Raw genomic sequence first — 23,564 nt, 5'->3', positions numbered from 1 at the left:
ACCCTTACAACAAATCGAGCTGCGGCTTGGCGGGAGATTGGGACGTGGTTGATCCTATCCCTTCCGCCAGTGCTTCAAGGCGGGGCCATTCCGCAGCCAGTTCGTTGTAAACCAACGCCTCGGCGGCCCACCCCTTGTCGGTGGCGATTTGGAATAGGCGATAGGCCAGCGAACGGGCGTCTGCTGCCTTTGGCCCCATCTGGGCGATCAAGCGCGCGGCTGCTGCGTCGCCGCCATCCTCGGCACCCAGCGCCCGCGCCGTATGCTGAACGCATTCCCAGACTGTGAGGGAACTATCGCTATCCGGCGTCCAGTCGGGCGAGAGCCTGTCACGCGGCTTAAGGCCCGCTCGTCCGCTCAAATCTTCGAAGACATCAGACTTGAAAAGCGAGGCTGTTGGGATGTTCTTGGCGTTAGCCAGCGTAATTAATTCGCCCGACGACTTCGCATCGAAGCCGTAAGAAGCGAACCACGCCAGCGCGACTTGGGTTTCCGCGTCGAGCGCGGCATCGCCCTCATTTTCGATTTCTCCCCACACGCGATTGATGATTGCGAGGGCGGTTTTGACGCTCATGGCGCTATCATCATCTTCGAGGACGCGGGCATGGCGCGAGAACACGCCCATACCGGGACCGATAACTGACTGCTGCATATCCACCGGGCCGACGCCCGCCTTGCGGATTTCGTCGATAGCATCAGGGAGTTCTCGCTTCAGTTGCCGGACGAAATCGGCACGGGTGACGGTGGCGGCATCCGCTGCGCGCTTTCGGCAGACTAGGACAATTGATGAGGCAAGTGCATTCGACCCAAGACCGATTGTCCGTGCGTCTCGCTCTGTTCGAACCGGCCAGGTTCCATCAACGACCAGCCCCGCTTCAAATACTGCTTGCAGAAATGATGCCCATCCGGCGGATGTCACTCCGTCGGCACTTATCTCGGACTGCTTAAATGCGTAGTATATTGCGAGCGGCTCGCTCTCGGTCGCGGCAGAGCGAACGGCAGATAGAGCCTCGCCCATCCCAGTCATAAAAAATTCTTCGGCCTCGGTGCGTCCACCATGACGGTAAGGAGTCGCTACCAGTTCTTCTGTTTTGGGAGTTGTTAACCGACGAAATAGATCTGGCCATTCCGTCGCTGCTGACTTTCTTAACCAAACGTAAAAAAAGTCGGAGAGATCAGCATAACCGATATTGTCATAATATGGCGGATCAGTAGAAATTACTACGGGCCGGACTGGAAACGAATTTTTAGCTGCATCAATCGAGTTTATCGCCGAAGAGCTAGCGGCGGGTAGACCGACCAAGGCGCGATACATTCCGTTAATGCTGACCGTTAAGTCACCTGCAGCGTCTGCAAAGCCATTTATCTCAGCGAAATCCCAGACCATAGGCAACGCTTGGCGCGCAAACGTAGATTTCGCTTGATCGCGAGATGAACTCCAAACCACAAGCGACGAGTTATAGTCGGCTAACTTGCTAACCGCTAGGCTAAGATATGTGGCTACTGCGTCGGCATAAGCTTGCCCTCCATCTCCACCATGCTGGAGTTGGGTAGTATCTGAGCTTAAATCGGAAGCTTGAGCATCAACGATTACTCGATTCCGTACCTCTCCAATCAGATCGGAATATTGAGTTAATGTGGTCAATTGGCGCTTAGTAAATAGGGATGCGAATGTTTTAAGGCCGTAATTCGGCGTTTTGAAATCGCGTGGATTAGTTGGCAAATCGCCTTCAGGCTCCCACAGGGGCACGGCACTTGCAGCCGTTGCAGCTTGCTCCTTGTCAGGTGAGAGATAAAAGCGCTTGCGATTGCCTTCTGCGACGATCGCCATGAGGCGAACTCCCAACCCGCTTGTTTGCCCCTCCGTGCGAACATACGTGAATGGCATTGCTGAGCCTGTCAGGATGCAAGTTCCCCCACCGCTACGGCCTATGGTGCCCGCTTTGAGGCGCTCCTCTTCCGCCTTGGGAAGGGCGCCTGTATGCACTTCAAATCGCCACCCGTCCTGTGCCGATGGATCCACCACCACCTCAACCCACGCCTTTTTGCCAGTCTTGGAGGAAAGGACAAAAGATGAGGCTAGAGGGACCATCGCTCCCTTCGCCGCCGGATCAGGCGAGCGCACCGTTCGCGCCCAGAGCCACGCGATGACCGTCGCTTCGCCGCCATCCGGTAGCTTAGCCTTGGGATAGAGATGCCCGATGCGCTTTTCCGCTTCGTCACGCATCCATTGCCCGTAATAGCGAACATCTTCGGCAAGGCCCTGCGCGCCCTTGCCCTGCCAATGTCCACCCTTGGCAACCTCTGCCCGCGCCTTCGGGTTGACCGGTGGCTTCCCTGCAAACTTCGGCGGGATTTCGACAAGTGCTTTGCCGATCAGCACCGCGACCGGATTGAGGTCCGATCCATAGGCACGCAGACCCAGCCGCTGCGCCTCCAATGGGATCGATCCGCCGCCTGAAAACGGATCATAGACCGGCGGTGCTTTGGTCTGCAGGAAATCGAGGATTGCCCGCGTGTCCTGTTGTGGCGGCGGTTCTTCACCCAGCCCCCATGCCACTGACCGCGCAATCTCCCACCGCGCGGCGTTCAGAATCTTCTCGTTGTTCGATGCCTCCCACGGCACCATGTCCTCAATGATCCGGTGCAGCCGTTTGCGTTCGCGGTCCTGATCATCTTCGGTCGGGAAGCGATCGGGCCATGACGACGGGTCATCGACAAGCTGCGAAAACAGAACAGCGCGACACGCGGCGAGAGGCCGCCGCGCCCACCACAGGTGCAGCGTCGAGGGATGCCCATGCCGAATGGATTTCTCCCGCGCCGACGCTTTGTTGATGGCCTCCAGCGGAATGGAAACTTCGATCAGCTTTTTACGGATTGGGGGCATCATCATTCTTTTCGTTCAAATCACTTAAGGGCGGCTGGACAACGATCATTTCGAGTCCAAAACCTATGCGGGCGATTTCCCGTGCGGCAAGCAGTTCCTCCGCCACAGCCTGTTGTCGTTCGGTTGGTGGAGCAGCACGACCATCTGCGCCCAGCCGTGCCCGCACCCGCTGTCGAAGCGCATCCTCGTGAATGTCGATGACATCGCCACCAAGCTCTTGCAGTGCGCCGCGCGTGCGAGCGGCCACTTGCTCTAACTGCTCGAATTCCGGCTGCTCAAACTTCGCATTCGCCTTTTCGAGCAGATGCTTGAACTGGCGCAGCACGATTTCCTGTGGTTCAGAGCAAAACCACGCCGAAGACCCGTAGGCTTCATAGGATACCATGTGGCGCTTATCGTCGGGCAACGGACCGATGTCCTGTGGCGAGAAGAATGCCGTCTCCTGATGAACTTCGCCCAGATTATAGGCGTCGTTGAACTCCTGGATGTCTTCCATCATCGGCGATGCGTAATGCACCAATCCCGCATTGGAGGCTTCGAGCTGGATCAGCACCTGATGCTGGTCTGATAGGTCGCGTCGCATCAACGGCATACGGAAGAAATTGCACGAAAGTGGCAAGCTGTGTCGCGAGATTTCCAGCGCCGTATCCCGCACCATTAATTCCGGCAGCTTGAACTGAAAAAAGAGCGGACAGGCGGGCATGTCGACCCGCACGTCATACCCCAATTGCGCCTCTTGAATGAGATTAGGAAACTGCGGCGCAGCCGTCGGTGACTGGGCCGATGAGCGGATTAGATTTTCGGTGAACCCGTATCCGTAGGAAAATTCGGTGTAGCCCAGCTTCACGAAGGCACGCTCCCCAAACTGAGGAGGTCGTTCACATTGAAAACGACTGCCGTCTCGCCAAACCCAAGTTCCCGATCGAAGAATTTGCGGACATAGACCGGTTGGCGCGCATATCCGCCATCGATACGGACGATCGCTAAGATGAACTGATCCGCTGCGTTGAGCGATGCGAGGATTTCATTCTTCGTCAGGATCAGGTCGCGGCCTTCGGCATGGCGACCCTTCACTTCGATAAAGCGCAGATGGCCCGTTTCGCCGTGACGGCTTTCGATGTCCCAGCCCTTTTTCTCGGCAGAGCAGTCGCGGGGGGTGTGACCAAGCGCGCGCTCGGTCGCCATGACCGATTCCATCGAAATGCGCTCGCTTTCGGCGCGGGTGAACGGGTCTTCGGCGACAAAGTTGGGCTTATAGTTTTCGGCTTCCTGACGTTCGCGCAGCAGTCCACCAGGAATGATCAGAGCGGCACCTTTGAGAACCGGCGGCATGGCGGCGATTTGGCGCTCACGATCCAGTTCCGCTTGCCGCTTGTGAAGACGCTCGACCAAGCGGCCAGCGGTTGCCTCCGCATTCGACGCATTGATGCGCTGGTCCTTCCCCGCGCGCTCTTCCTCGCGCAGTCGTGCAGCGCGGGCATCCCAATAGTTGATTTCTCTGCCCAACCGGGCGCGGACTTCGCGCTCCACCTTGTCGATCTCGGTAATACGCCGCGTTCGCACCTCTTCCAGATGCTCCGGCACCAGCGATCGGATGGCGTAGCCCAGTGCTTGCTCTTCGACATTACCGGCAAGCCAAGGGGCGGTGACGACATCGCCCACGACGGCGCGTTCTTCGGCTGTGATCGGCCTACAGTCGAGGTAAGGGGCGGGGCCACCATCTTCTGCTGCACCCGTCTGGTCCAGCAAGATGAATTGGAGGCGCTGGGAGATCACGCGGGGTTCTCCCGATCGGGCAACGCGACCATCGCGAACCGCGTGTTCAAGATAAACCAGCAATCGCGCATCGGTGCGATCATCGGCGTCATCAACCAAGATCGCGCCTTGCCCAAGTAGCGGCTGGAAGCGTTCAAGTATGACATCGACCAGCGACTCAAGAAGCGGATGACCCGGAGCCATCAGCTCGGCTTGGGGCTGTCCGGTGATGAATGCCTTATCGAATGTGATGCGGGCATAACGGTCGAGTACAGGGTCGGCTCGCCCGATTAGACGGTCCCGCTCTTTCAGGATCGAGGGCACGCGCAGAATCTCTAAGCGGCCCTTTTCGCGCGCCGTGATGCGACCGCCCAAGGCAACGAACGCCTCGCGGAAAAACGCGCCGATGAAATGTGGTTGCAGGCGGCGCGCCTGCGCACGCTCCATTTGCTCACGGATTTCAGCGACCGAAGCGGGGTTCATCCCTTCGGAGGTTAGTTTTCGTTCGGCGACCAGCTTTTCGATGGCATCAACGTCAACCGCCCCTTCGACCTTCTCAAAGAGTTCAGCCTTTTTCTCCGGGCGATCGCCATAGCGGATGGCATCGACCAGCAGGTCGCGGAGAGCATGGCCTTCAAACAGTTCTCCAAGCACGTCGTAAACCTTGCCGCCCAAAGCGATGCGGGCTTCTTCGAGCTTTTCGAGCAAACGGCGGTAAACCTCGCCTTCGCGGGTGTTGGATGCGCACAGGTTCCACAGGTGGCAAACCTCGGTCTGTCCGATCCGGTGGATGCGACCGAACCGCTGTTCCAGCCGATTGGGATTCCAAGGCAGGTCATAGTTGACCATAAGATGCGCGCCGCGTTGCAGATTGACGCCTTCACCGGCAGCATCGTTCGCAATCATAACGCGGACAGTGGGATCGGAATTGAACGCCGCAATCGCAGCGCGTCGCGCCTCACGCGGAACGCCGCCATGAATAACGACGACCGCGCTAGGATCGCCGACACGGGCAGTGATCTTCGCTTGGAGATATTCGAGCGTATCCTTCGGCTCGGTGAAGATCAGGACTTTACGCCTCAGTCCGGTGGTCTGGTCGAGCATCAACGGCTCGTCGAGAATAGACTCCAGTTCCCGCCACTTGGCATCTTCGCCGGACAGCTTCAGCGCGAGCGCCTGTGCCTCCAGCCGACGCAGGGTTTGCAGCTCAGCCTCCAGCTCCGCAACGGTAGCGGCTGCGGTTGCGCGGTCGACGATTTCATCCTCTGCCGCTTCGGCTTCGACGCCCGGAACTTCGTCCAGGTCATCGGGGTCGTAAGCGGGCAGGGTCGGATTGAGACGGAAACCTCCACCGCTGCGAAATGCCGATTCCTCGATCAAGCGTTCTTCGAGCCGCTTTCTACGACGTTCAAGCGATCGATGAATTGCTGCTGGTGACGATGCCAAGCGCCGTTGCAAAATTTGAAGAGCGAAACCGACATTCGAGCGCCGCTTGTCGTCGCCGCTGCGATCCGCGCGGTTCATTTCCTCGCGAACGTAAGTCGTCACTTCTTTATAGAGTGCGGCCTCCCTTTCCGAGAGCGCAAAGCTGGCTGTGTATGCGCATCTCTCGGGGAACAGTGGTGTACCGTCGAAGCGATAAAGCTCCTCTTTCGTCAGCCTACGCATCATGTCTGACACGTCGGCCTTGTGGACACCCTCCCGGAAACGGCCCTCGAAACGGTCGGCGTCAAGAAGGCCCATGAACAACTGAAAGTCGGCTTCTTTGCCGTTGTGTGGAGTCGCGGACATCAGCAGCAAATTGCGGGTTTGCGTGCCCAGCAGTTTCCCTAATTTGTGCCGCTGGGTTTCCTTCACCTCTCCGCCGAAATACGACGCAGCCATGCGATGTGCTTCATCGCAGATGATCAAATCCCAGTCGGGCGCAGCTTCCAGTTTCGCCTTCAGTTCGTCCGATCGCGCAGCCATATCGAGGCGCATGATGAGGCGATTCTTCTCGACGAAAGGGTTCCCGGTGATCGACGCTTCAATCTGATCGCGCGTCAAAAGGTCAAAGCCGAGGCTGAACTTTTCAGCCATTTCTTCTTGCCATTGTTCAACAAGACTACCCGGTGCGACAATCAGGCATCGCTCAAGATCGCCCCTGATAAGGAGCTCCTTGATGAGTAGCCCTGCCATGACCGTCTTACCAGCACCCGGATCGTCGGCGAGCAAAAAGCGGAGCGGCTGACGGGGGAGCATCTCCCCGTAGACCGCCGTAATCTGATGAGGTAGCGCCTCAATCTGCGACGCGCTGACCGCCAGATATGGATCGAATAGGTGGGCAAGTCTTATGCGGTATGCTTCAGACGCAAGGCGCAACAATCCGCCATCCGCATCAAAAGCATATCTGCGGCCTCCGTCCTCGAAAACAAAATGAGACTCTTCACCCCTATATAGCAAGCGCTCATGCACTTTGCCGTCAGCACGAAAGACAAGATTTATAGCGTCTGGACCGAATTTCGATACCGACACGACTTCAGATACGCCGCTACCGTGAAGGCCGGCGAGCCTTGCGCCCGGCTTTATTTCGTCAAATCCCCGCATTCGCGTCTGCTAACGGATGCGAGCCTTGAACGCTATCCAAACTGCGTCGGCGATGGTCAGAAATTGCGTTTTGATCTGCAGAAAAGGCATGTGCACTGTTCTGGGAACCATATGGGCTCCGCTCGGGACTCCCGTCACGTTACGGCCTCTAAGTCATTGAAAAAGGGTAGACGCATTTGCACTCGAACCAACCACCGGTGGATTGAGGGCGACATGTTCTGCCTGTCGGCAAATGTCCGCTTTGCTTGGCCTGTCGTCTCAAGGCGGCTCGTCCAGCACCGGCCAGTTTGCATAGCAAACAGATTATTGCCGACACGACAGTCAGCTTGAGCGCACCAATTGGAAGCCCGGTTGCGTCCCGTTCTGTTCCGGATAACACCATAGAGGCTCAGTCGAAACGTGGGAACATATGTGGCATTTTCTTGAGCGGGTCCGGGGTTTATCGTGTAAAAATAACACGATAAACCCCTTGACTGGTAGCGGAGGAGGGACTTGAACCCCCGACACGCGGATTATGATTCCGCTGCTCTAACCAGCTGAGCTACTCCGCCCCAATGGGCTCCGTCAGGGCCGTGCCCTGCGGTGAGGCGGCGCTATACGCAGCGAGGACGGGTCGGTCAACGGGGTTTGCGCAAATCTTGTGCGATCATTTCCGCCGGATGTCCCACCCGGCGGGCGAGGCCGCAGGATAGCGGCCCAAAGCGCCCGAAACCACGGCCTCCACCGCTTCACTGACCAGTGGGGCGATGCGTGTCATGTCGGGATTATGGCCCGCGCCCGGCGCGATCAGCCAGTCGGTGGGGGATCGGGCGGCGGCGAACAGCGCGGCGGCCTGGCCCATGTCCACCCGGTCGTCCGCGGTGCCGTGCATCATCACCAGCGGCGCGCCGATCTTGGTCGCCGCGTCCAGATTGTTCCACTTGTCGGGCAACAGCGCGCCCACGCCCGCCGGCGCGGATTCGGTCAGCTTGTCGAAGGTTGAAAGGGTGACGACGCCCGCGACCGGCACCGTCGCCGCCACATGCAGCGCCACCGCGCCGCCCAGCGAATGGCCGACCAGGAAAATGCGTGCGTTCGAACCCACCAACTGGCGAGCGCGATCGACATAGGCGCGACCGTCGGTCATCAGCCCGGCCTGGGTCGGGCTGCCCGGATTGCCGCCAAAGCCGCGATAGGACACCACGATGACATGGTCGCCCCGGCCGATCAGATGTTCGGCATAGCGCGCCGCAACGCCCTGGTTCGATCCCCGGCCGTGGAAGAAGAGAATGACGTCGCGATCCATCGGGTCGCCCGGCCAGTAATAGCCGGTCAGGGCAAGCCCGTCCGCCGTCCGCACCGGCAGCGACTGGGGCCGGACATGGGTCCATCGCGCGATGTCTATCTGCGTCTCATCCGCCTTGTAGATATGTTCGCGCACCGCGCTGGCGCAGCCGGTCAGGGTCAGCGTCGCAGCAATCGCCCATGATGCCGTGGTTCGGCTGAAATGGCTCATCCTTGCTTTTCTTCCACTTTAATCTTCCCTTTGGGAACGGATGCGCGAAGCCGTGGATGGTCGAGCGCAGAAACGAAACTCGGCCCGTTTTCCACTATATATCATGAACGCGCCGGCAACCTTTTGCTCGCTCGCCATTTTTGCCTTGCAATCGCCACAGGGCGGCGCACTAATATTGCAATGCACAACCGGCCCTGTCGGCCGAGGGAGGAACGTCCAATTGCCCTTCCATGAAATGTTTGAGCCGGATGGTTCGATACGCCCCTGTTATGACGAAGTGCAGAAATGGGTGGAGCGAACGGGCATTGCCGGACTCAATCGCCGCATGGATGAGGCCGAGGCGATATTTCGCCGCATCGGCATCACCTTCGCCGTCTATGGCGAGGGCGGCGATCCCGAACGGCTGATCCCCTTCGACCTATTGCCGCGCATCTTCACCGCGAACGAATGGCGCGTGCTGGACAAGGGCATCCGCCAGCGGGCGCGGGCGCTGAACGCCTTCCTGCACGACGTCTATCATCGCGGTGAAATCGTGAAGGCCGGCATCATGCCCGCCGACATCATCTACAAGAACAGCGCCTATCTCGCCGAAATGGCCGACTTCACCCCGCCGGGGAAGGTCTATAGCCATATCGTGGGCATCGACATCGTGCGCACCGGGCCGGGCAGTTTCGAAGTGCTGGAGGATAATTGCCGCACCCCATCAGGCGTGTCCTACATGCTCGAAAATCGCGAGATCATGACGCGGATGTTCCCCGAACTGTTCGCGCAGGGGATCGTCGCGCCGGTGGACGATTATCCCGCCGAATTGCTCAAAAGCCTGAAGGAAGTCGCGCCGCCAGCGTGCAAGGGCGATCCGGTCGTCGTCGTGCTGACCCCCGGTTCGCTCAACAGCGCTTATTATGAGCATAGCTTCCTGGCCGACCTGATGGGCGTCGAACTGGTGGAGCCGGCCGACCTGTTCGTTGACGAAGACCGGGTGTGGATGAAGACCACGCTGGGGCCAAAAGCGGTAGACGTCATCTATCGCCGCATCGACGACGAATATCTCGATCCTTTGGTGTTCCGCCCCGACAGTCTGCTGGGCGTGCCGGGCATCTTCAACGTCTATCGCAACGGCGGCGTCACGCTGGCCTCGGCGCCGGGCGCGGGGATCGCCGACGACAAGGCGGTCTATATCTACGTGCCGGAAATGATCCGCTTCTACCTGGGCGAAAAGCCGATCCTGGACAATATCCAGACCTGGCAGTGCGGCAAGCCCGACGAGATGGCCTATGTGCTGGAGAATCTGCACGAACTGGTGGGCAAGGAAGTCCATGGATCGGGCGGATATGGCATGTTGATCGGCCCCAAATCGACCAAGGACGAAGTGGCCGCCTATGCTGCGCGGATCAAGGCCAATCCGGGCGAGTTCATCGCCCAGCCCACACTCGACCTGTCGACCGTGCCGACGCTCGGTCCCGCGGCGGTCGTCGGCCGCCACGCCGATTTCCGCCCCTATTGCCTGGTCGGCAAGCAGCTTCGCCTTGTTCCCGGCGGCCTCACCCGCGTCGCGCTGACCGAAGGATCGCTGGTGGTCAATTCCAGCCAGGGCGGCGGGGTGAAAGATACCTGGGTGTTGCAGGATTGATGATGGCGATATTCTTCACCAGTCCCACACAAAGACAGGGCATCACCCCATGCTGAGCCGGACCGCCGAAAATCTCTTCTGGATGGCGCGCTATATGGAGCGGGCGGAGGCCACCGCGCGGCTGCTGACCATGGGACAGCGCATGGCGATCCTCCCCGGCGCGCATCATCGCGACGAATGGCGCTCGGTCGTCCGCGCGACCGGGGCGGAGCATCGCTTCCCCGAAGGCACGATCGTCACCGAAAGCGACGCCGTCTCCTTCCTGATGCTGGACGCAGACAATCCCAGTTCGATCCGTTCCTGCCTGCTCAAGGCGCGCGCCAACGCCAAGTCCGCCCGAACCATGTTGACGCAGGATATGTGGGAAGCGCTCAACGATGGCTGGCGCAAGCTGGACAGCTATGATGTCGGCGAAGCGCGGCAGCAACTGCCCACGCTGATCGACTGGGTCAAGACCCGCGTCATGACCTTCCGCGGCGCAGCCCATTCGGGCCAGTTGCGTAACGAGGGGCACGACTTCCTGCGCTGCGGCTCCGCGCTGGAGCGGGCGCAAATGACGCTGCGCCTGCTGGACGTCAAATATTATGTCCTGCTGCCCGAAACCGAAGTGATCGGCGGCAATCGCGACCATTATCAATGGACTTCGGTACTGCACGCCCTGTCGGGCAGCCGCGCCTATCATCATGTCTATGGCGGCACCTACACGCCCTGGCAGATCACCGATTTCCTGATGCTCAACCGCATGTTCCCGCGCAGCGTCGCCTATTGCTACGACCAACTGGCCTATCGGCTCAATCGCTTGGCGGGCTGGCACAACGCGCGCGCCGCCTGCCACGATACGGTGCAGGACATGGTCGTTGCGCTGGAGAAGTTGGACAGCGGCGAAATCTTCCGCTTCGGCCTGCACGAAACGGTGCAACACGGCCTGTCGATGACGAACCGGCTGGGCGGGGAAATCGCCCAAGCCTATCATTTCGGCTGATCGGGGAAGGGACGGCCGGGGCGCATACTGGGTAAGGGGGACTTCATGAAATTGCTCGTTCGCCACCAGACCGTCTATCGCTACGCCGCGACCGCTGGCCGTGTGGCGATGCGGCTGAAGCTGATGCCGGTCGATACGCCCGCGCAGACCGTGCTCGACTGGCAGGTCAGCATCAATGACGCGCCGCTCACCAACTTCCGGCGCAACAGCTATGGCGAAATGGAGACGATCTGGATCCGCCATGATCGGCTCGACCATGCGGTCATCGTGGCGGAGGGGCTGGTCGACACGCGCGAAAGCCATGGCGTCGTCGGTTCTCCCGATAGCCGCGTCGACCTGCGCTATTTCCTGCGCGATACGCCGCTCACCCAAGCATCGGACGGCATCGCCGCCATGGCCCGCGCGGCGCCGACCGGCGAAAGCCCGCTGGCGCAGCTCCACGCGCTCTCCGCAGCGGTCAGCGACGCGGTGCAGTATCGGTCCGGCGTTACCACCTCCGCCACCACCGCAGCGCAGGCCTTCGCGCTCGGCGCAGGCGTGTGTCAGGACCATGCCCATATCTTCATCGCGGCCGCCCGCGCGATCGGCAGGCCCGCCCGCTATGTGTCGGGCTATCTGCTCGCCGGCGATGGCAGCGCGCTGCACGAAACCCATGGCTGGGCCGAAGCCCATGTGCCGGGCCTGGGCTGGATCGGATTTGACCCTTCCAACCGGGTGTGCGTCACCGAACGCTATCTCCGCCTCGCCAGCGGTCTGGACGCCGATGACGCCGCGCCGATCCGTGGCTCCGTCACGGTCGCGGGCGATATCTGGATTGACGCGGACGTCCGTATCGCGCAGGCGGAGGACGGCGTCGAGGAACGACAGCTGCAACGGCAGCAACAACAAAGCGTCCCGCCGCCCGAACAGACGGGTTAATCGACGCGATCGCAGGTCATATGGTGGATCCGATGATGGGGCGAATCGCGACAGACAGAACACAGGGGGCCAGCGGGCCGTGACTTATTGTGTGGCCGTGCGCGTCGATCAGGGACTGGTCATGCTGTCCGACACCCGCACCAATGCGGGCATGGACAATATCGCGCGCTTCCGGAAGAGCTTCACCTATCATGTGCCGGGCGAACGCGCGATCACGCTGATGTGTTCGGGCAATCTGTCGATTACCCAGGGGGTGAAGGCGACGCTGAGCAAGGCGATCAAGGAATCGAAGCTCGACCCCGACGTCGAAACGATCCTGAATTGCGACACCATGCACCGCGCGGCGCAGATCGTGGGCGACGCGATGCAGAAGATGCAACAGCGCTATCGCGAGAATATCGAGATGGGTGGATCGGGTTCGGGCGCATCGATCATGATCGCGGGCCAGCGCAAGGGCGGCAAGCCGCGCCTCTACCTCATCTATTCCGCCGGCAATTTCATCGAAGCAACCGAAGACACGCCCTTCTTCCAGATCGGTGAGCATAAATATGGCAAGCCGATCCTGGATCGCATCATCCAGCGCGAAACCACGCTGGAGGATGCGACCAAGGCGGTGCTGGTGTCGATGGATTCGACGCTGCGCTCCAACCTCTCGGTCGGGATGCCGCTCGACCTGACGGTGATTGCGACGGATGCGTTCGACTTCCGCGTCCGCACCCGCATCGAGGCGGATAATGAGGAGTTCGCGATGATCTCCCAAAGCTGGAGCGCCGCGCTGCGCAAGGGCTTCGAGGATCTGCCCAACGTATTGGATTGAGAGACAGGGATGTGTTGCCACCTCCCTAACCTCCTCCCGCCAGCGGGATGGAAACATGTCTCCCCTGGTCGTCGATGGTAATTCCTCAAAAGGCCTGACGGGAGATGTCGCCCTATCGAGGGTCGCTACCCCCTGAACATCGCCTTCATCGCCAAATCCCACGGCCCGCCGCGATAATGCCAGGCTGCGAGGCCGGCGATGGTGAAGGGGCGCGGGCGGAAATCCGCCGCCAACTGCGTCGCCAGCGCTTTCGCCACGTCCGGCTTGACCTTGTTCTGGACCGTGACGTGGAGGCGCGGGCGGGCCTGGTCCTGCGGCGTCAGCAGGCCGGTGAAGGCGTCGGCCAATTCGTCGCGCATCGCCATCAGGCCGGGACTGTCGATGCGATAGGCGACCCCCTGCCCCAGCGCCATGACGGCGGCGAGCGTCGCGGCGGGGGCCGGACCGCGGCACAGCCCTTTCAGCCGATCCGCCAGTTCTGGCAACAACGAGGGCGGCAGATGGTGGAACAGTGTGACATGCGCCGACAGCAAGTTGCGCTCCGGCGGGAAATGGGCGCGGCGCAGCCCGTCCGCCCAGGCGAAGTCGGCCGCGCCCATCAGCGCGGTGACGATGATCGGGGCGCTATGTTCCGCTATCGTCATGTGTCTTCCTGTCCGCCGCGATCGGGTGTATCATTGGCCCCTAGCGTCCTGCACGGCGCAGCGGCGCGAGGCAAGGAGGGGGACATCATGGCCACGTCGCGCAGCGTCACGATCATCGGCATCATCCTGTTGCTATGGGGGCTGATGGGCATAGCCGTCTTCACCATGCAATATACAATGGACCTTGATGCGCTGGCGCGGACCGACCCGGCGGGCGCGCGCGCCTTTGCGCTGATGCCTGCCTGGGTCTGGATCGTCTATGCCATCGCCGTGGCGACCGGCACGCTGGGCGCGATCGCGCTGCTGCTGCACAAGGCGATTGCGGCGTTTCTGTTCCTGATCTCGCTGGTCTGCGTGATTGCGCAGTTCGGATATACGTTTCTCGGCACGAACCTGCTGGCGGAAAAGGGCTGGGCGGTCACCATCCCCTTCCCCGCCCTGATCTTCGCCGTCGCTTTGTTCGCATGGCTCTATGCCCGGTCGCTGGTGGCGAAGGGCATATTGCGCTGAGTTAAGCCGCCGGATCAGCGCGCGTTGCCGCTCATCGCCTTCAGGGCTTCCCCTGCCGCGCTGATCTGACCGCCGCGCCGCTGCAGTTCGCCGCCACATTGGACGAGCAGTTCCTTGGTCAGGCGTTCGTCGATATCGATCGCCTCGCGCTTCATCAGTCTTGCAAGATCGATATCCGGCTCCGCGCCGAAAATCTGACCGGCGAAGAAGAGCGAACCCATCAGGCCGGACATTTTCAGCGTCGCATCCTCGCTCGACGCCAGCGAGGCCACCGCGATCAGGCAGCGCGCGGAATGACGGATCGCCGGATCATGGGTTTGGGCGTCGGCGTTGAACGGCAGCAACGCCGCGGCGAGCGGCCATAAATGCTGGTATAGCGCTCTCACAATTCCCCGCGCGCCCTGCGAATCTCGAACCATTTACGCACATTTTCATTATGCTGCTGGTAGGTGTCGGCGAAGATGTGGCCGCCCTTGCCGTCGGCGACGAAATAGAGCGCCTTGGTCTGCGCCGGGTGCAGCACCGCCAGGATCGACAGCCGCCCCGGATTGGCGATCGGCCCCTTGGGCAGGCCGACCATGGCATAGGTGTTGTAATCGTTGACCGCCGCGATTTCCGACTTGCGGATACGGCGGCCGAGCGGCTTGCCGCGGGTGATGGGGTAGATGATCGTCGGGTCGGCCTGTAGCATCATATTGGTGCGCAGCCGGTTACCATAGACGCCCGCGACCATTGGCCGTTCGGACGGAACGCCGGTTTCCTTTTCGACGATACTGGCCAGAATGATCGCTTCCCTGGGCGATTTGGCGACGGTTTCGGGTGCGCGCTCGGCCCAGAGCTGGGCCAGCGCCTTGTCCATCGCCGCCTGCATCCGCTTGAGCACGGCGGCGCGCGACTCGCCTTTGTCAAAGGCGTAGCTGTCGGGCAGCACGCTGCCCTCCTCCGGCACCGGGATGCTGCCGGTCAACTGGTCGTTCGCCATCAGCCGTTCATGCACCAGGAGCGAGGGCATGCCTTCGGGAATGGTGATGAGCCGGGTCAGCGTTTTGCCGCCTTGCAGGATGGACAGGATGTCGCTGTTGCTCGCGCCGGCGGGGATGACGAATTCGCCCGCCTTGATCGACTTGCCCGCGCCAAACACTTTGGCCCGCGTCAGGAAAGCGTCGGCCGAGCGCACCGCGCCGGCCCGTTTCAGCAGCACCGCCGCGTCGGACAGGGTCGCCCCTTCGGGCACGGTGATGCTGACATCCTGGACCGCTGGTCCCTGCTCGCTCCAGCCATGGACGAAGCGAAAGGCGATGAAGGCCGCGACGGCCAGGCCGATCAGCAGGACGATGCCGGCGAGGCGGCGTGCGGGATTGCCTGATCGTTTCGCCATAGCCGTCAGCCTGAGATCAAAGTCAGATCGCCTTCATGATAAGCGAAGCGTTGGTGCCGCCGAAGCCGAAGCTGTTGTTCAGCACCGCGCGCACCTTGCGCTCCTTGGCGACGTGCGGGACCAGGTCCACGCCCTTGCAGCTCTCGCTCGGCTCGTCGAGGTTGAGCGTCGGCGGCACGATCCCGTCGCGCATGGCGAGGATGCAGAAGATGCTCTCCACCGCACCCGCGCCGCCCAGCAGATGGCCGATCGCCGACTTGGTGGACGACATCGACATAGTGCTGAGGTGATCGCCAAACAGCCGCTTGACCGCGCCCAGTTCCAGCTCGTCGCCCAGCGGGGTCGAGGTGCCGTGGGCATTCACATAGTCGATGTCATCCAGGGACAAGCCCGACTTTTTGAGCGCCATCTGCATCGAGCGGAAGCCGCCGCTGCCTTCCGGGTGGGGGGCGGTGACGTGATAGGCGTCGCCCGACAGGCCGTAGCCGATCACTTCGGCATAGATTTTCGCGCCGCGCTTCCTGGCATGTTCATATTCTTCGAGCACGACCACGCCCGCGCCTTCGCCCATGACGAAGCCGTCGCGGTTGACGTCATAGGGGCGGCTGGCCTTTTCGGGCGTGTCGTTGAAATTGGTGCTGAGCGCGCGCGCCTGGGCGAAGCCGGCGATGCCGATCGGGCAGATCGCGCTTTCCGCGCCGCCCGCCAGCATCACGTCGGCATCGTCCATCGCGATCATGCGCGCAGCGTCGCCGATCGAATGGGCGCCGGTCGAACAGGCGGTGACGACCGCATGGTTCGGACCCATCAGGCCATATTTGATCGACACCTGGCCGGAGATCAGGTTGATGAGGCGGCCATGGACGAAGTGCGGGGAAACCCGGCTCGGCCCCTTATTCGCCAGCACCAGCGATTCGCTTTCGATGCCCGGCAGGCCGCCAATGCCCGAACCGATGGAGCAACCGGCGCGCAGCCGTTCTTCCTCCGACATATTGTCGAGGCCCGCGTCGCGCAGCGCCTGGCTGGCGGCGGAAATGCCGAACACGATGAACAGGTCGACCTGGCGCTGGATCTTGTGATCGACGTCCAGCCCCGGATCATAGCCATATTCATGGTCCTTGGGCTTCACTTCGCAGGCGATGCGGCACTTATAGTCGGTCGGGTCGAACCGCGTGATCGTCGCCGCGCCGGATTTCGACGCGATGATGTTCTTCCAGGTGGTTTCGACATCCCCGCCCAGCGGGCTGACCATGCCAAGGCCGGTTACGACGACACGACGCATATCCTAGCTCCGAAATATCAATTTAGTCCGCACCGCCCATCCCTAACCCGTCGCAACGGACTTGTGAACGGCGCGCCAGATACGAAAAAGCTCCCCACGCCCCGGCTTGGCCGGACAGGAGGAGCCATTTCCTTGTGCGAAAAGCGGCCCGCCGCGCATGGCGCGGGCCACAAGACGCCTTACTGCTTGCTGTCGATATAGTCGATCGCGTCCTTGACGGTCGCAATCTTCTCAGCCGCATCGTCGGGGATTTCGACGCCGAATTCTTCTTCGAACGCCATCACCAGTTCCACGATATCCAGGCTGTCCGCGCCCAGATCGTCGATGAAGCTGGCATCCTCGGTCACCTTTTCGGCTTCAACGCCCAGATGCTCGACGACGATTTTCTTTACGCGATCCGCGGTCTCACTCATGAGTGGTCCTTCTTGACTGGTATCGTTGGTGGTCTGAACAACCGTTAAGGCAGCCCTAGTGCCAAGCTCCGATAGAGGCAAGAGGCTAGGTCGCCAAGCCCCCACATTGCCTGACACGACGATCCGGCAACAAAAAAGGCTCATTGCCGATCGATAGCCGTCCGTTCGCCAAGATTCAGCCGCTTATGCAAGGGGAGCGCCCTCCTTTCCAGCCCCTTGCGTCACGCGCGCGTCCCGCTGACGGCGATAATGATGCTGGGAGCGTAGGTGATCGGCCCGTTCCACCTGTTGCGCACCAATCATGGAACGATGGATTCGCTCGGCCCCCCGCGATGTCCTGGCGCCCCATAGAAACGCGGGTGATATGAGGCTGGCGACGCTCGCATTAACCTTGTTTTAGCGAGAAACGCCTAGAGCCTCCTTATGGATCAGGCGCGTGTGATCACCCATCAACATTCAGACGGATGTGACGATGCAGCCTGGCTTTGCCTGGTCCTGACGATCATGATCATGGCGCCGCTGCAATTGTCCGACCCGTTCACCTGGTCGATTCCCGGCCTTCTTCCGCCGCTCGGCTTTGCCCTCTTGCTGGGCGCTCTAGCGACTTTTTACCTCCAGATTCGCACCAACGCGAAAATTTTCGCCATGGTCACCGCCCTGCAATTGATGCTGTTGTTCAGTGCGGCAGGCGCGTCCCTGTCCTATATGATCGCAGCGCGAGCAGGCCCGCTATGGGATGCCCGCCTAGCCGGATGGGACCGCGCCATGGGACTGGACTGGCTGGCCTGGATGCGATGGCTCGATTCCCATCCGTTGCTCGCCACACCGCTCAACCTTGCCTATCGCACCCTCATCCCTCAGATGATTGTCCTGATTCTCATACTGGGACTGTGCGGCAGGCTGGCGGCGTTACGGACGACCATTCAGGCCGCCATGATAGCTGGACTGGCGATCATCCTGCTATCAGGCCTGATGCCGGCGGTCGCCGCCTACGTCCATTACGGCCTTCATCCGGCCGACTATCCCCATCTTCGCCCGGCCGCCGCATTCGTCCACATGGCCGATATCACGGGACTTCGTGACGGGTCGCTGCGCCTGCTCTCCCTGGATCATATGGAAGGCATCATCACCTTCCCCAGCTATCATGGCGCGCTCGCCGTCATCTTCTGCTGGGGCTTTTCCCGTGCGACCATCATGACCGCGCGCTATGGCGGCATGATGGTCGCCACGCTTACCTTGATCGCGACGCCCGTGGACGGCGCCCATTATTTCAGCGACGTGATCGCCGGCGCCGTGATCGCGGGCCTCAGCCTGTGCGTGGCAAGCCGGACCATCCACATTCGCGTGCGACCGCGCATTCATATGAAGGTCCAAGTGAGCGTTGCGCAAAGCGCGTGACGATCAGATCATCGCCATGCCGCCATTCACATGCAGCGTCTGGCCGTTGACATAACCGGCCTCCTTGCTCGCCAGATAGACGACCGCCGCGCCGATATCGTCGCCGTCCCCCAGATCGCCGACCGGAATCTTGGTCAGGATAGCGCTCTTCTGCGCATCGTTCAGCGCGTCCGTCATGGCCGATCGGATGAAGCCGGGCGCGACGCAGTTGACGGTGATGCCGCGGCTGGCGAGTTCCTGGCCCAGCGACTTGGACATGCCGATGATGCCCGCCTTAGACGCGCAATAGTTGGACTGGCCCGGATTGCCGGTGACGCCGACGACCGAGGTGATGGAGATGATGCGGCCGAAGCGCGCCTTCATCATCGGCTTGGCGGCGGCGCGGACCAGCCGGAACGCGGCCTCCAGATTGACCTGGATCACCTGGCTCCATTCCTCATCCTTCATCCGCAGGATCAGGTTGTCGCGGGTGATGCCAGCATTGTTGACGAGGATGTCGACCCGGCCGCCCAGCGCTTCGACCGCCTGCGGCACGAGCGCGTCGACGGAGGCGGGATCGGACAGGTTGCAGACGATCGTCTTGTGATCGCCCCCTAGTTCGGCGGCGAAGGCCTTGAGCTTCTCCTCATTGCTGCCCGAAAGCGCGAGGGTCGCGCCCTGCGCGGCCAGTGCCTTGGCGATGGCGGAGCCGATGCCCCCCGATGCGCCGGTCACCAGCGCGGTCATGCCTGTTAGGTCGAACATGTCTTTATTTCCCGTCCTGTTAAAAAGCCGCCAGCGCCGCCTCAATATCGTCCATCGTCACGATGCTGCGCACGGTCGCGTCAGGCGCAATGCGCTTGACCATGGGGCCGAGCACCTTGCCACCCACTTCCACGAAGTCGGTGACGCCCGCGTCCCACATGGCGGCGATGGATTCGCGCCAGCGGACGCGGCCGGTGACCTGTTCGACCAGGCGAGCCTTGATCTCTTCGCCGTCGGCGATCGGCGCGGCCAGGACATTGGCGTAGACCGGCAGCAGCGGCGCGTTGATCGCCGCACTGGCCAAGGCTTCCGCCATCGCGTCGGCGGCGGGCTGCATCAGCGGACAGTGGAACGGCGCCGACACCGGCAGCAGCACGCCGCGCTTGATGCCATGATCCTTGACCATGGCGATCGCCCGCTCGATCGCGCCGCGATGGCCGGAAATCACCACTTGGCTTGGGTCATTGTCGTTGGCGACGGTGCAGACTTCGCCCTGCGCCGCGGCATCGGCCAGCGCCTGCGCCTTGTCGATGTCCGCGCCGAGCAAGGCCGCCATCGCGCCTTCGCCGACCGGCACGGCCGCCTGCATCGCCTGGCCGCGCAGCTTGAGCAGGCGCGCGGTGGTGGTGATGTCGAACGCTTCGACCGCGCAGAGCGCACTATATTCGCCCAGGCTGTGGCCGGCGACATAATCGCCCTTGTCGGCTAGGGTGAAGCCACCTTCTTTCTGCATTACGCGCAGCGTGGCGATGGCGTTGGCCATGATCGCGGGCTGCGCGTTTTCGGTCAGGGTCAGGTCGCTGTCCGGCCCCTCCACCATGATGCGGAACAGATTCTGCGCCAGCGCGTCATCGACCTCCTGAAACAACTCGCGCGCCGCCGGGCTGGCATCGGCCAGCGCCTTGCCCATGCCGACGGACTGGCTGCCCTGCCCCGGAAAAAGAAATGCCCGCATCGATTATCCCCTGACCACAAAATGCGCAAAAAGCGCCCAAATTCAACCACGATACACTTTGAGACATAAATGTCATTGAGCCGTACATGCCCCTGCGGCAGTCAGGGGCCGGACGTCTCACCCCCTTTTGCGATCGGGGCAGCGTGGCCGCCCCTTTAACGACGACGGAGTGCAAGGAAAAGGTGCGATATCGCATAAGCTTGATCAGCGGTACGGCGCTGCTCCTGCCTGCGCTTTTGGCCGCCTGCGCGGCGGGGCCGGACTATCGCGCGCCGCAGGGCGCTACGCTGGGCCTGCCGGCAGCCTATAGCCAGGGCAGCGGAGCGCCGGCGAGCGACGCCGACCTTGCCAGTTGGTGGACGCGGCTGAATGATCCGACGCTCACCAGCCTGATCGACCAAGCAATCGTCAATAATCTAGACATCGTCCAGGCGCAGGCGCGGTTGCGGCAGGCGCGGGAAGCGCTGCGCCAGGCCAATGCCAGCTTCCTGCCGCAGATCAGCGGATCGAGCAGCGGCGGCAAGAATTACCGCAGCCAGGCGGGCGGCACCCGCGTCGATGACAGCGGCAACGTCATCAGCACTGGGGCGAGCAAATGGTCGAGCACCTATTCGCTGGGCGCCAATGCGAGCTGGCAGATCGACCTGTTTGGCGAACTGTCCCGCACCGCCGAAGCCGCGCGGGCGGACCTGGCCGCGTCGGGATACGACCTCGCCAATGTCCGCATGACGATCCTGTCCGAACTGGCCACCAACTATGTCCAGGCGCGGCTGGCGCAGGAACAGTTGCGGATCGCGCGCGAAAGCCAGGCGGTGCAGCAGGATAATTATAATATCGCCAACTGGCGGTTGCAGGCGGGCCTCGTCTCCTCGCTGGACGAGCAGCAGGCCAGGGCGCAACTCGCCCAGACCAAGGCGACCATTCCGCAGATCGAGGCGGGCCTGAGGGGCAGCCTGAACCGCATCGCGGTGCTGACGGGGCAAGCGCCGGGCGACGCGACCCGCGCGCTGGAAACCCCAGCCCCCATTCCCGTCGCCTCGACGCAGATCGCGATCGGAATCCCGGCCGACACGCTGCGCCAGCGGCCCGATGTACGCAGCGCCGAACGGGCGCTGGCCGCCGCCACCGCGCGGATCGGCGTGGCGCAGGCGCAGCTTTACCCCTCGCTGGGCATCAGCGGCAATATCGGCACCACCTCCAATGCGTTCAGCGACCTGTTCAGCCTGATCACCGGCGGGGTGTTCGCCAATGTGGCGCAGACGATCTTCGACGGCGGGCGGCTGCAATCGCAGGTGCGGGCGCAGAAGGCCGCGACCGACGCCGCCTTCGCCGCCTATAAACAGAGCGTTCTCACCGCGCTGGAGGATGTCGAGAACGCCATGGCGCAGCTCACCAGCGCCCGCGCGCGCAAGGCGGAGTTCGCCGTCGCCTATGACGCATCGAACAACGCCGCAATCCTGGCGCGCAGCCAGTATCAGGCGGGCCTGACCGACTTCCAGACGCTGCTGACCAGCGAATCCGCCCTATTGAACGCGCGCAACAGCCTGGCTTCCGCGCAATCCGACGAGGTTCTGGCCATCGCCCAATTGTATAATGCGCTGGGCGGCGGCTGGCAGAGCATGGACAACCGCCCAAATGAGCAATGATGTGACCAAGGATCAGGATCTGGACGATTTTCTGGGCGCGAAGCCGGAAAAGCCGTGGCGCAAATGGTTGATCCGCGGCGGCATCGGTGTGGTTCTACTGGTCGCTATCCTGCTGCTCGCGCGTTGTTTCTCCGGCGACGACAGGCCCGATTATGCGACGCGCGAAGTGCGCACCGGCGACCTGACCGTCAGCGTATCGGCCACCGGCAACCTCAAGCCCATCAACCAGGTCGATGTCGGGTCCGAGCAGTCGGGCAAGATCACCGCCGTCTATGTGGACGTCAACGATCGCGTGACCAAAGGGCAGAAGCTGGCAGAACTGGACACGCGCCGCCTCGTCGATACGATCAACCAGAATCGCGCGCAGCTCGTGTCGTCGCAGGCCAGCGTCGCGCAGGCGCAGGCGCAGGTCGCCTTGACGAAGGCCACGCTGGATCGCCAATTGAACGTCTTCACTCTGTCCGGCGGGAAGGTGCCGGCCAAGACCGAAATCGACGCCGCGCGAGCGGATTATCAGTCGGCGCTGGCCACGCTGCGATCGCAGCAGGCGCAGGTGGACGTGTCGCGCGCGCAGCTTTCGACAGCGCAGACCAACCTGTCGATCGCGCAGATCGTGTCGCCGGTGAACGGCGTCGTCCTGTCGCGCGACATCGAACCGGGGCAGACCGTCGCCGCGTCGTTGAACGCGCCGGTGCTGTTCACCCTAGCCGAAGACCTGACGCAAATGGAGGTCGAGGTGTCTGTGGACGAGGCCGATGTCGGCCAGGTGAAGGAAGGCCAGAGCGCCACCTTCGCGGTGGACGCCTTCCCCGGCCGCACCTTCCCGGCGAAGGTCACGCGGGTCAATGTCGGGTCGAACAGCGCCAGCAGTTCATCCTCCTCCACGACCACCACCACGTCGACGACGGGCACGGTGGTCGCCTATACCGCCGTGCTGTCGGTCGATAATGACGACGAGACGCTGCGCCCCGGCATGACCGCGACCGCAGATATCGTGACGCAGGAGTTGCAGAACGTCCTGCTCGTCCCCAACAGCGCGCTGCGCTTCAAGCCCAGCGCCACGGCGCAGGGCGGCGGCATCACCAGCGTCCTGCCGGGTCCGGGCCGGATGCGCCGCGGCGGGGCCAAGCGCCAGGTCAATTTCGGCGCGGGTAGCAGCCAGACCGTCTATATCGTCGGCGAGGACGGCAATCCCAAGGCGCTACAGGTGACCGTGGGCGCCAGCGACGGGTCGCGCACCGCCGTCACCGGCGGCGCATTGAAGGCAGGGATGCGCGTCATCACCGGCCAACTGGCAGCCGGGCAGGAAGCGCCGGCGGAGGACCAGAAGGCCGATACGGGCGGCGACACCAAGGCGCCAGACCGCCGCCAGAGCAATCCGTCGGCCGACGGCACCCCTGCCAGCGTCGGCAAGCTGGGCAATTCAGGCGACGCCGCGCCCGAAACCGCGCCAGTCGCGCCCGCCAACGGCCAGGCCGCATCCCGACAAGAGCGCGGCGCCGGCCGGCAGAGCGGAAACTGACG

At 62.2% G+C, this 23,564-nt stretch carries 19 protein-coding genes and 1 tRNA gene; 8 read left to right on the top strand and 12 right to left on the bottom strand.

Annotated features, from left to right (window positions below; genetic code table 11):
* Window positions 1-4: 4 nt before the first annotated feature.
* The 5 genes from V473_RS04745 to V473_RS04725 form a co-directional block, all read right to left on the bottom strand.
* A complete protein-coding gene (locus tag V473_RS04745) occupies window positions 5-2,893 on the bottom strand; it encodes a DUF1156 domain-containing protein (protein WP_201785471.1) in 2,889 nt (962 codons plus the stop codon).
* On the bottom strand, window positions 2,871-3,734 hold the full coding sequence (locus V473_RS04740; RefSeq protein ID WP_066601097.1) for a hypothetical protein: 864 nt from the start codon (window positions 3,732-3,734) through the stop codon (window positions 2,871-2,873). Before V473_RS04740 ends, V473_RS04745 begins: the two co-directional genes overlap by 23 nt.
* Complete coding sequence (locus V473_RS04735; protein ID WP_066601096.1) at window positions 3,731-7,228, bottom strand: helicase-related protein; 3,498 nt, start codon at window positions 7,226-7,228, stop codon at window positions 3,731-3,733. The genes V473_RS04740 and V473_RS04735 overlap by 4 nt, the downstream gene beginning before the upstream one ends.
* Before the next feature lie 474 nt (window positions 7,229-7,702).
* Window positions 7,703-7,779, bottom strand: a tRNA-Met gene (locus tag V473_RS04730).
* 95 nt (window positions 7,780-7,874) lie between these two features.
* Window positions 7,875-8,723 carry an alpha/beta hydrolase gene (locus tag V473_RS04725; RefSeq protein ID WP_066601095.1) on the bottom strand — a complete coding sequence of 283 codons (849 nt, stop codon included), beginning with the start codon at window positions 8,721-8,723 and terminating at the stop codon, window positions 7,875-7,877.
* A gap of 220 nt (window positions 8,724-8,943) precedes the next feature.
* On the opposite strand from V473_RS04725, the gene V473_RS04720 reads away from it, so the two are divergent.
* From V473_RS04720 to V473_RS04705, 4 genes are all read left to right on the top strand, one after another.
* Window positions 8,944-10,353: a circularly permuted type 2 ATP-grasp protein gene (locus V473_RS04720; protein ID WP_066601093.1), complete on the top strand. Its 1,410-nt coding sequence runs from the start codon at window positions 8,944-8,946 to the stop codon at window positions 10,351-10,353.
* A 49-nt stretch (window positions 10,354-10,402) separates the two neighbouring features.
* On the top strand, window positions 10,403-11,335 hold the full coding sequence (locus tag V473_RS04715; protein ID WP_066601090.1) for an alpha-E domain-containing protein: 933 nt from the start codon (window positions 10,403-10,405) through the stop codon (window positions 11,333-11,335).
* A 45-nt stretch (window positions 11,336-11,380) separates the two neighbouring features.
* Window positions 11,381-12,253 carry a transglutaminase family protein gene (locus V473_RS04710; RefSeq protein ID WP_066601088.1) on the top strand — a complete coding sequence of 291 codons (873 nt, stop codon included), beginning with the start codon at window positions 11,381-11,383 and terminating at the stop codon, window positions 12,251-12,253.
* A 79-nt stretch (window positions 12,254-12,332) separates the two neighbouring features.
* Complete coding sequence (locus V473_RS04705) at window positions 12,333-13,070, top strand: proteasome-type protease (protein WP_066601087.1); 738 nt, start codon at window positions 12,333-12,335, stop codon at window positions 13,068-13,070.
* 125 nt (window positions 13,071-13,195) lie between these two features.
* Here the strand turns inward: V473_RS04705 and V473_RS04700 are convergent, their stop codons facing one another.
* On the bottom strand, window positions 13,196-13,714 hold the full coding sequence (locus tag V473_RS04700; RefSeq protein ID WP_066601086.1) for a 2'-5' RNA ligase family protein: 519 nt from the start codon (window positions 13,712-13,714) through the stop codon (window positions 13,196-13,198).
* Between the two features lie 87 nt (window positions 13,715-13,801).
* On the opposite strand from V473_RS04700, the gene V473_RS04695 reads away from it, so the two are divergent.
* Window positions 13,802-14,224, top strand: a complete 423-nt coding sequence (locus tag V473_RS04695) for a sugar transporter (RefSeq protein ID WP_066605043.1) — start codon at window positions 13,802-13,804, stop codon at window positions 14,222-14,224.
* Between the two features lie 14 nt (window positions 14,225-14,238).
* Here V473_RS04695 and V473_RS04690 read toward each other — a convergent pair whose 3' ends face one another.
* The 4 genes from V473_RS04690 to V473_RS04675 all read right to left on the bottom strand — a co-directional run bounded on the left by V473_RS04690 (window position 14,239) and on the right by V473_RS04675 (window position 17,297).
* On the bottom strand, window positions 14,239-14,610 hold the full coding sequence (locus V473_RS04690) for a hypothetical protein (RefSeq protein ID WP_129925432.1): 372 nt from the start codon (window positions 14,608-14,610) through the stop codon (window positions 14,239-14,241).
* Window positions 14,607-15,602 carry an endolytic transglycosylase MltG gene (mltG, locus tag V473_RS04685; protein ID WP_066601083.1) on the bottom strand — a complete coding sequence of 332 codons (996 nt, stop codon included), beginning with the start codon at window positions 15,600-15,602 and terminating at the stop codon, window positions 14,607-14,609. The genes V473_RS04690 and mltG overlap by 4 nt, the downstream gene beginning before the upstream one ends.
* A gap of 22 nt (window positions 15,603-15,624) precedes the next feature.
* Window positions 15,625-16,884: a beta-ketoacyl-ACP synthase II gene (fabF, locus tag V473_RS04680; protein ID WP_066601081.1), complete on the bottom strand. Its 1,260-nt coding sequence runs from the start codon at window positions 16,882-16,884 to the stop codon at window positions 15,625-15,627.
* Window positions 16,885-17,063: 179 nt separating this feature from the next.
* Window positions 17,064-17,297, bottom strand: coding sequence for an acyl carrier protein (locus V473_RS04675; protein WP_007689016.1), 234 nt, complete (start codon window positions 17,295-17,297; stop codon window positions 17,064-17,066).
* A 504-nt stretch (window positions 17,298-17,801) separates the two neighbouring features.
* Here V473_RS04675 and V473_RS04670 point away from each other — a divergent pair.
* Window positions 17,802-18,695: a phosphatase PAP2 family protein gene (locus V473_RS04670; protein ID WP_165363554.1), complete on the top strand. Its 894-nt coding sequence runs from the start codon at window positions 17,802-17,804 to the stop codon at window positions 18,693-18,695.
* Window positions 18,696-18,698: 3 nt separating this feature from the next.
* On the opposite strand, the gene fabG is transcribed toward V473_RS04670, so the two are convergent.
* Together fabG and fabD are read right to left on the bottom strand one after the other, a co-directional pair.
* On the bottom strand, window positions 18,699-19,439 hold the full coding sequence (fabG, locus tag V473_RS04665) for a 3-oxoacyl-[acyl-carrier-protein] reductase (protein WP_066601078.1): 741 nt from the start codon (window positions 19,437-19,439) through the stop codon (window positions 18,699-18,701).
* Window positions 19,440-19,458: 19 nt separating this feature from the next.
* Window positions 19,459-20,394: an ACP S-malonyltransferase gene (fabD, locus tag V473_RS04660; RefSeq protein ID WP_066601077.1), complete on the bottom strand. Its 936-nt coding sequence runs from the start codon at window positions 20,392-20,394 to the stop codon at window positions 19,459-19,461.
* Window positions 20,395-20,576: 182 nt separating this feature from the next.
* On the opposite strand from fabD, the gene V473_RS04655 reads away from it, so the two are divergent.
* Together V473_RS04655 and V473_RS04650 are read left to right on the top strand one after the other, a co-directional pair.
* Window positions 20,577-22,040, top strand: coding sequence for an efflux transporter outer membrane subunit (locus V473_RS04655; protein ID WP_066601075.1), 1,464 nt, complete (start codon window positions 20,577-20,579; stop codon window positions 22,038-22,040).
* Window positions 22,030-23,562 carry an efflux RND transporter periplasmic adaptor subunit gene (locus V473_RS04650; protein WP_066601073.1) on the top strand — a complete coding sequence of 511 codons (1,533 nt, stop codon included), beginning with the start codon at window positions 22,030-22,032 and terminating at the stop codon, window positions 23,560-23,562. The genes V473_RS04655 and V473_RS04650 overlap by 11 nt, the downstream gene beginning before the upstream one ends.
* The last annotated feature ends 2 nt before the right edge of the window (window positions 23,563-23,564 follow it).

This window comes from Sphingobium cupriresistens LL01, assembly GCF_001046645.1.
GTDB lineage: Bacteria > Pseudomonadota > Alphaproteobacteria > Sphingomonadales > Sphingomonadaceae > Sphingobium > Sphingobium cupriresistens.
The sequence above is the reverse complement of the archived record's forward strand: the minus strand, read 5'-3'. Positions and strand labels throughout refer to the sequence as shown.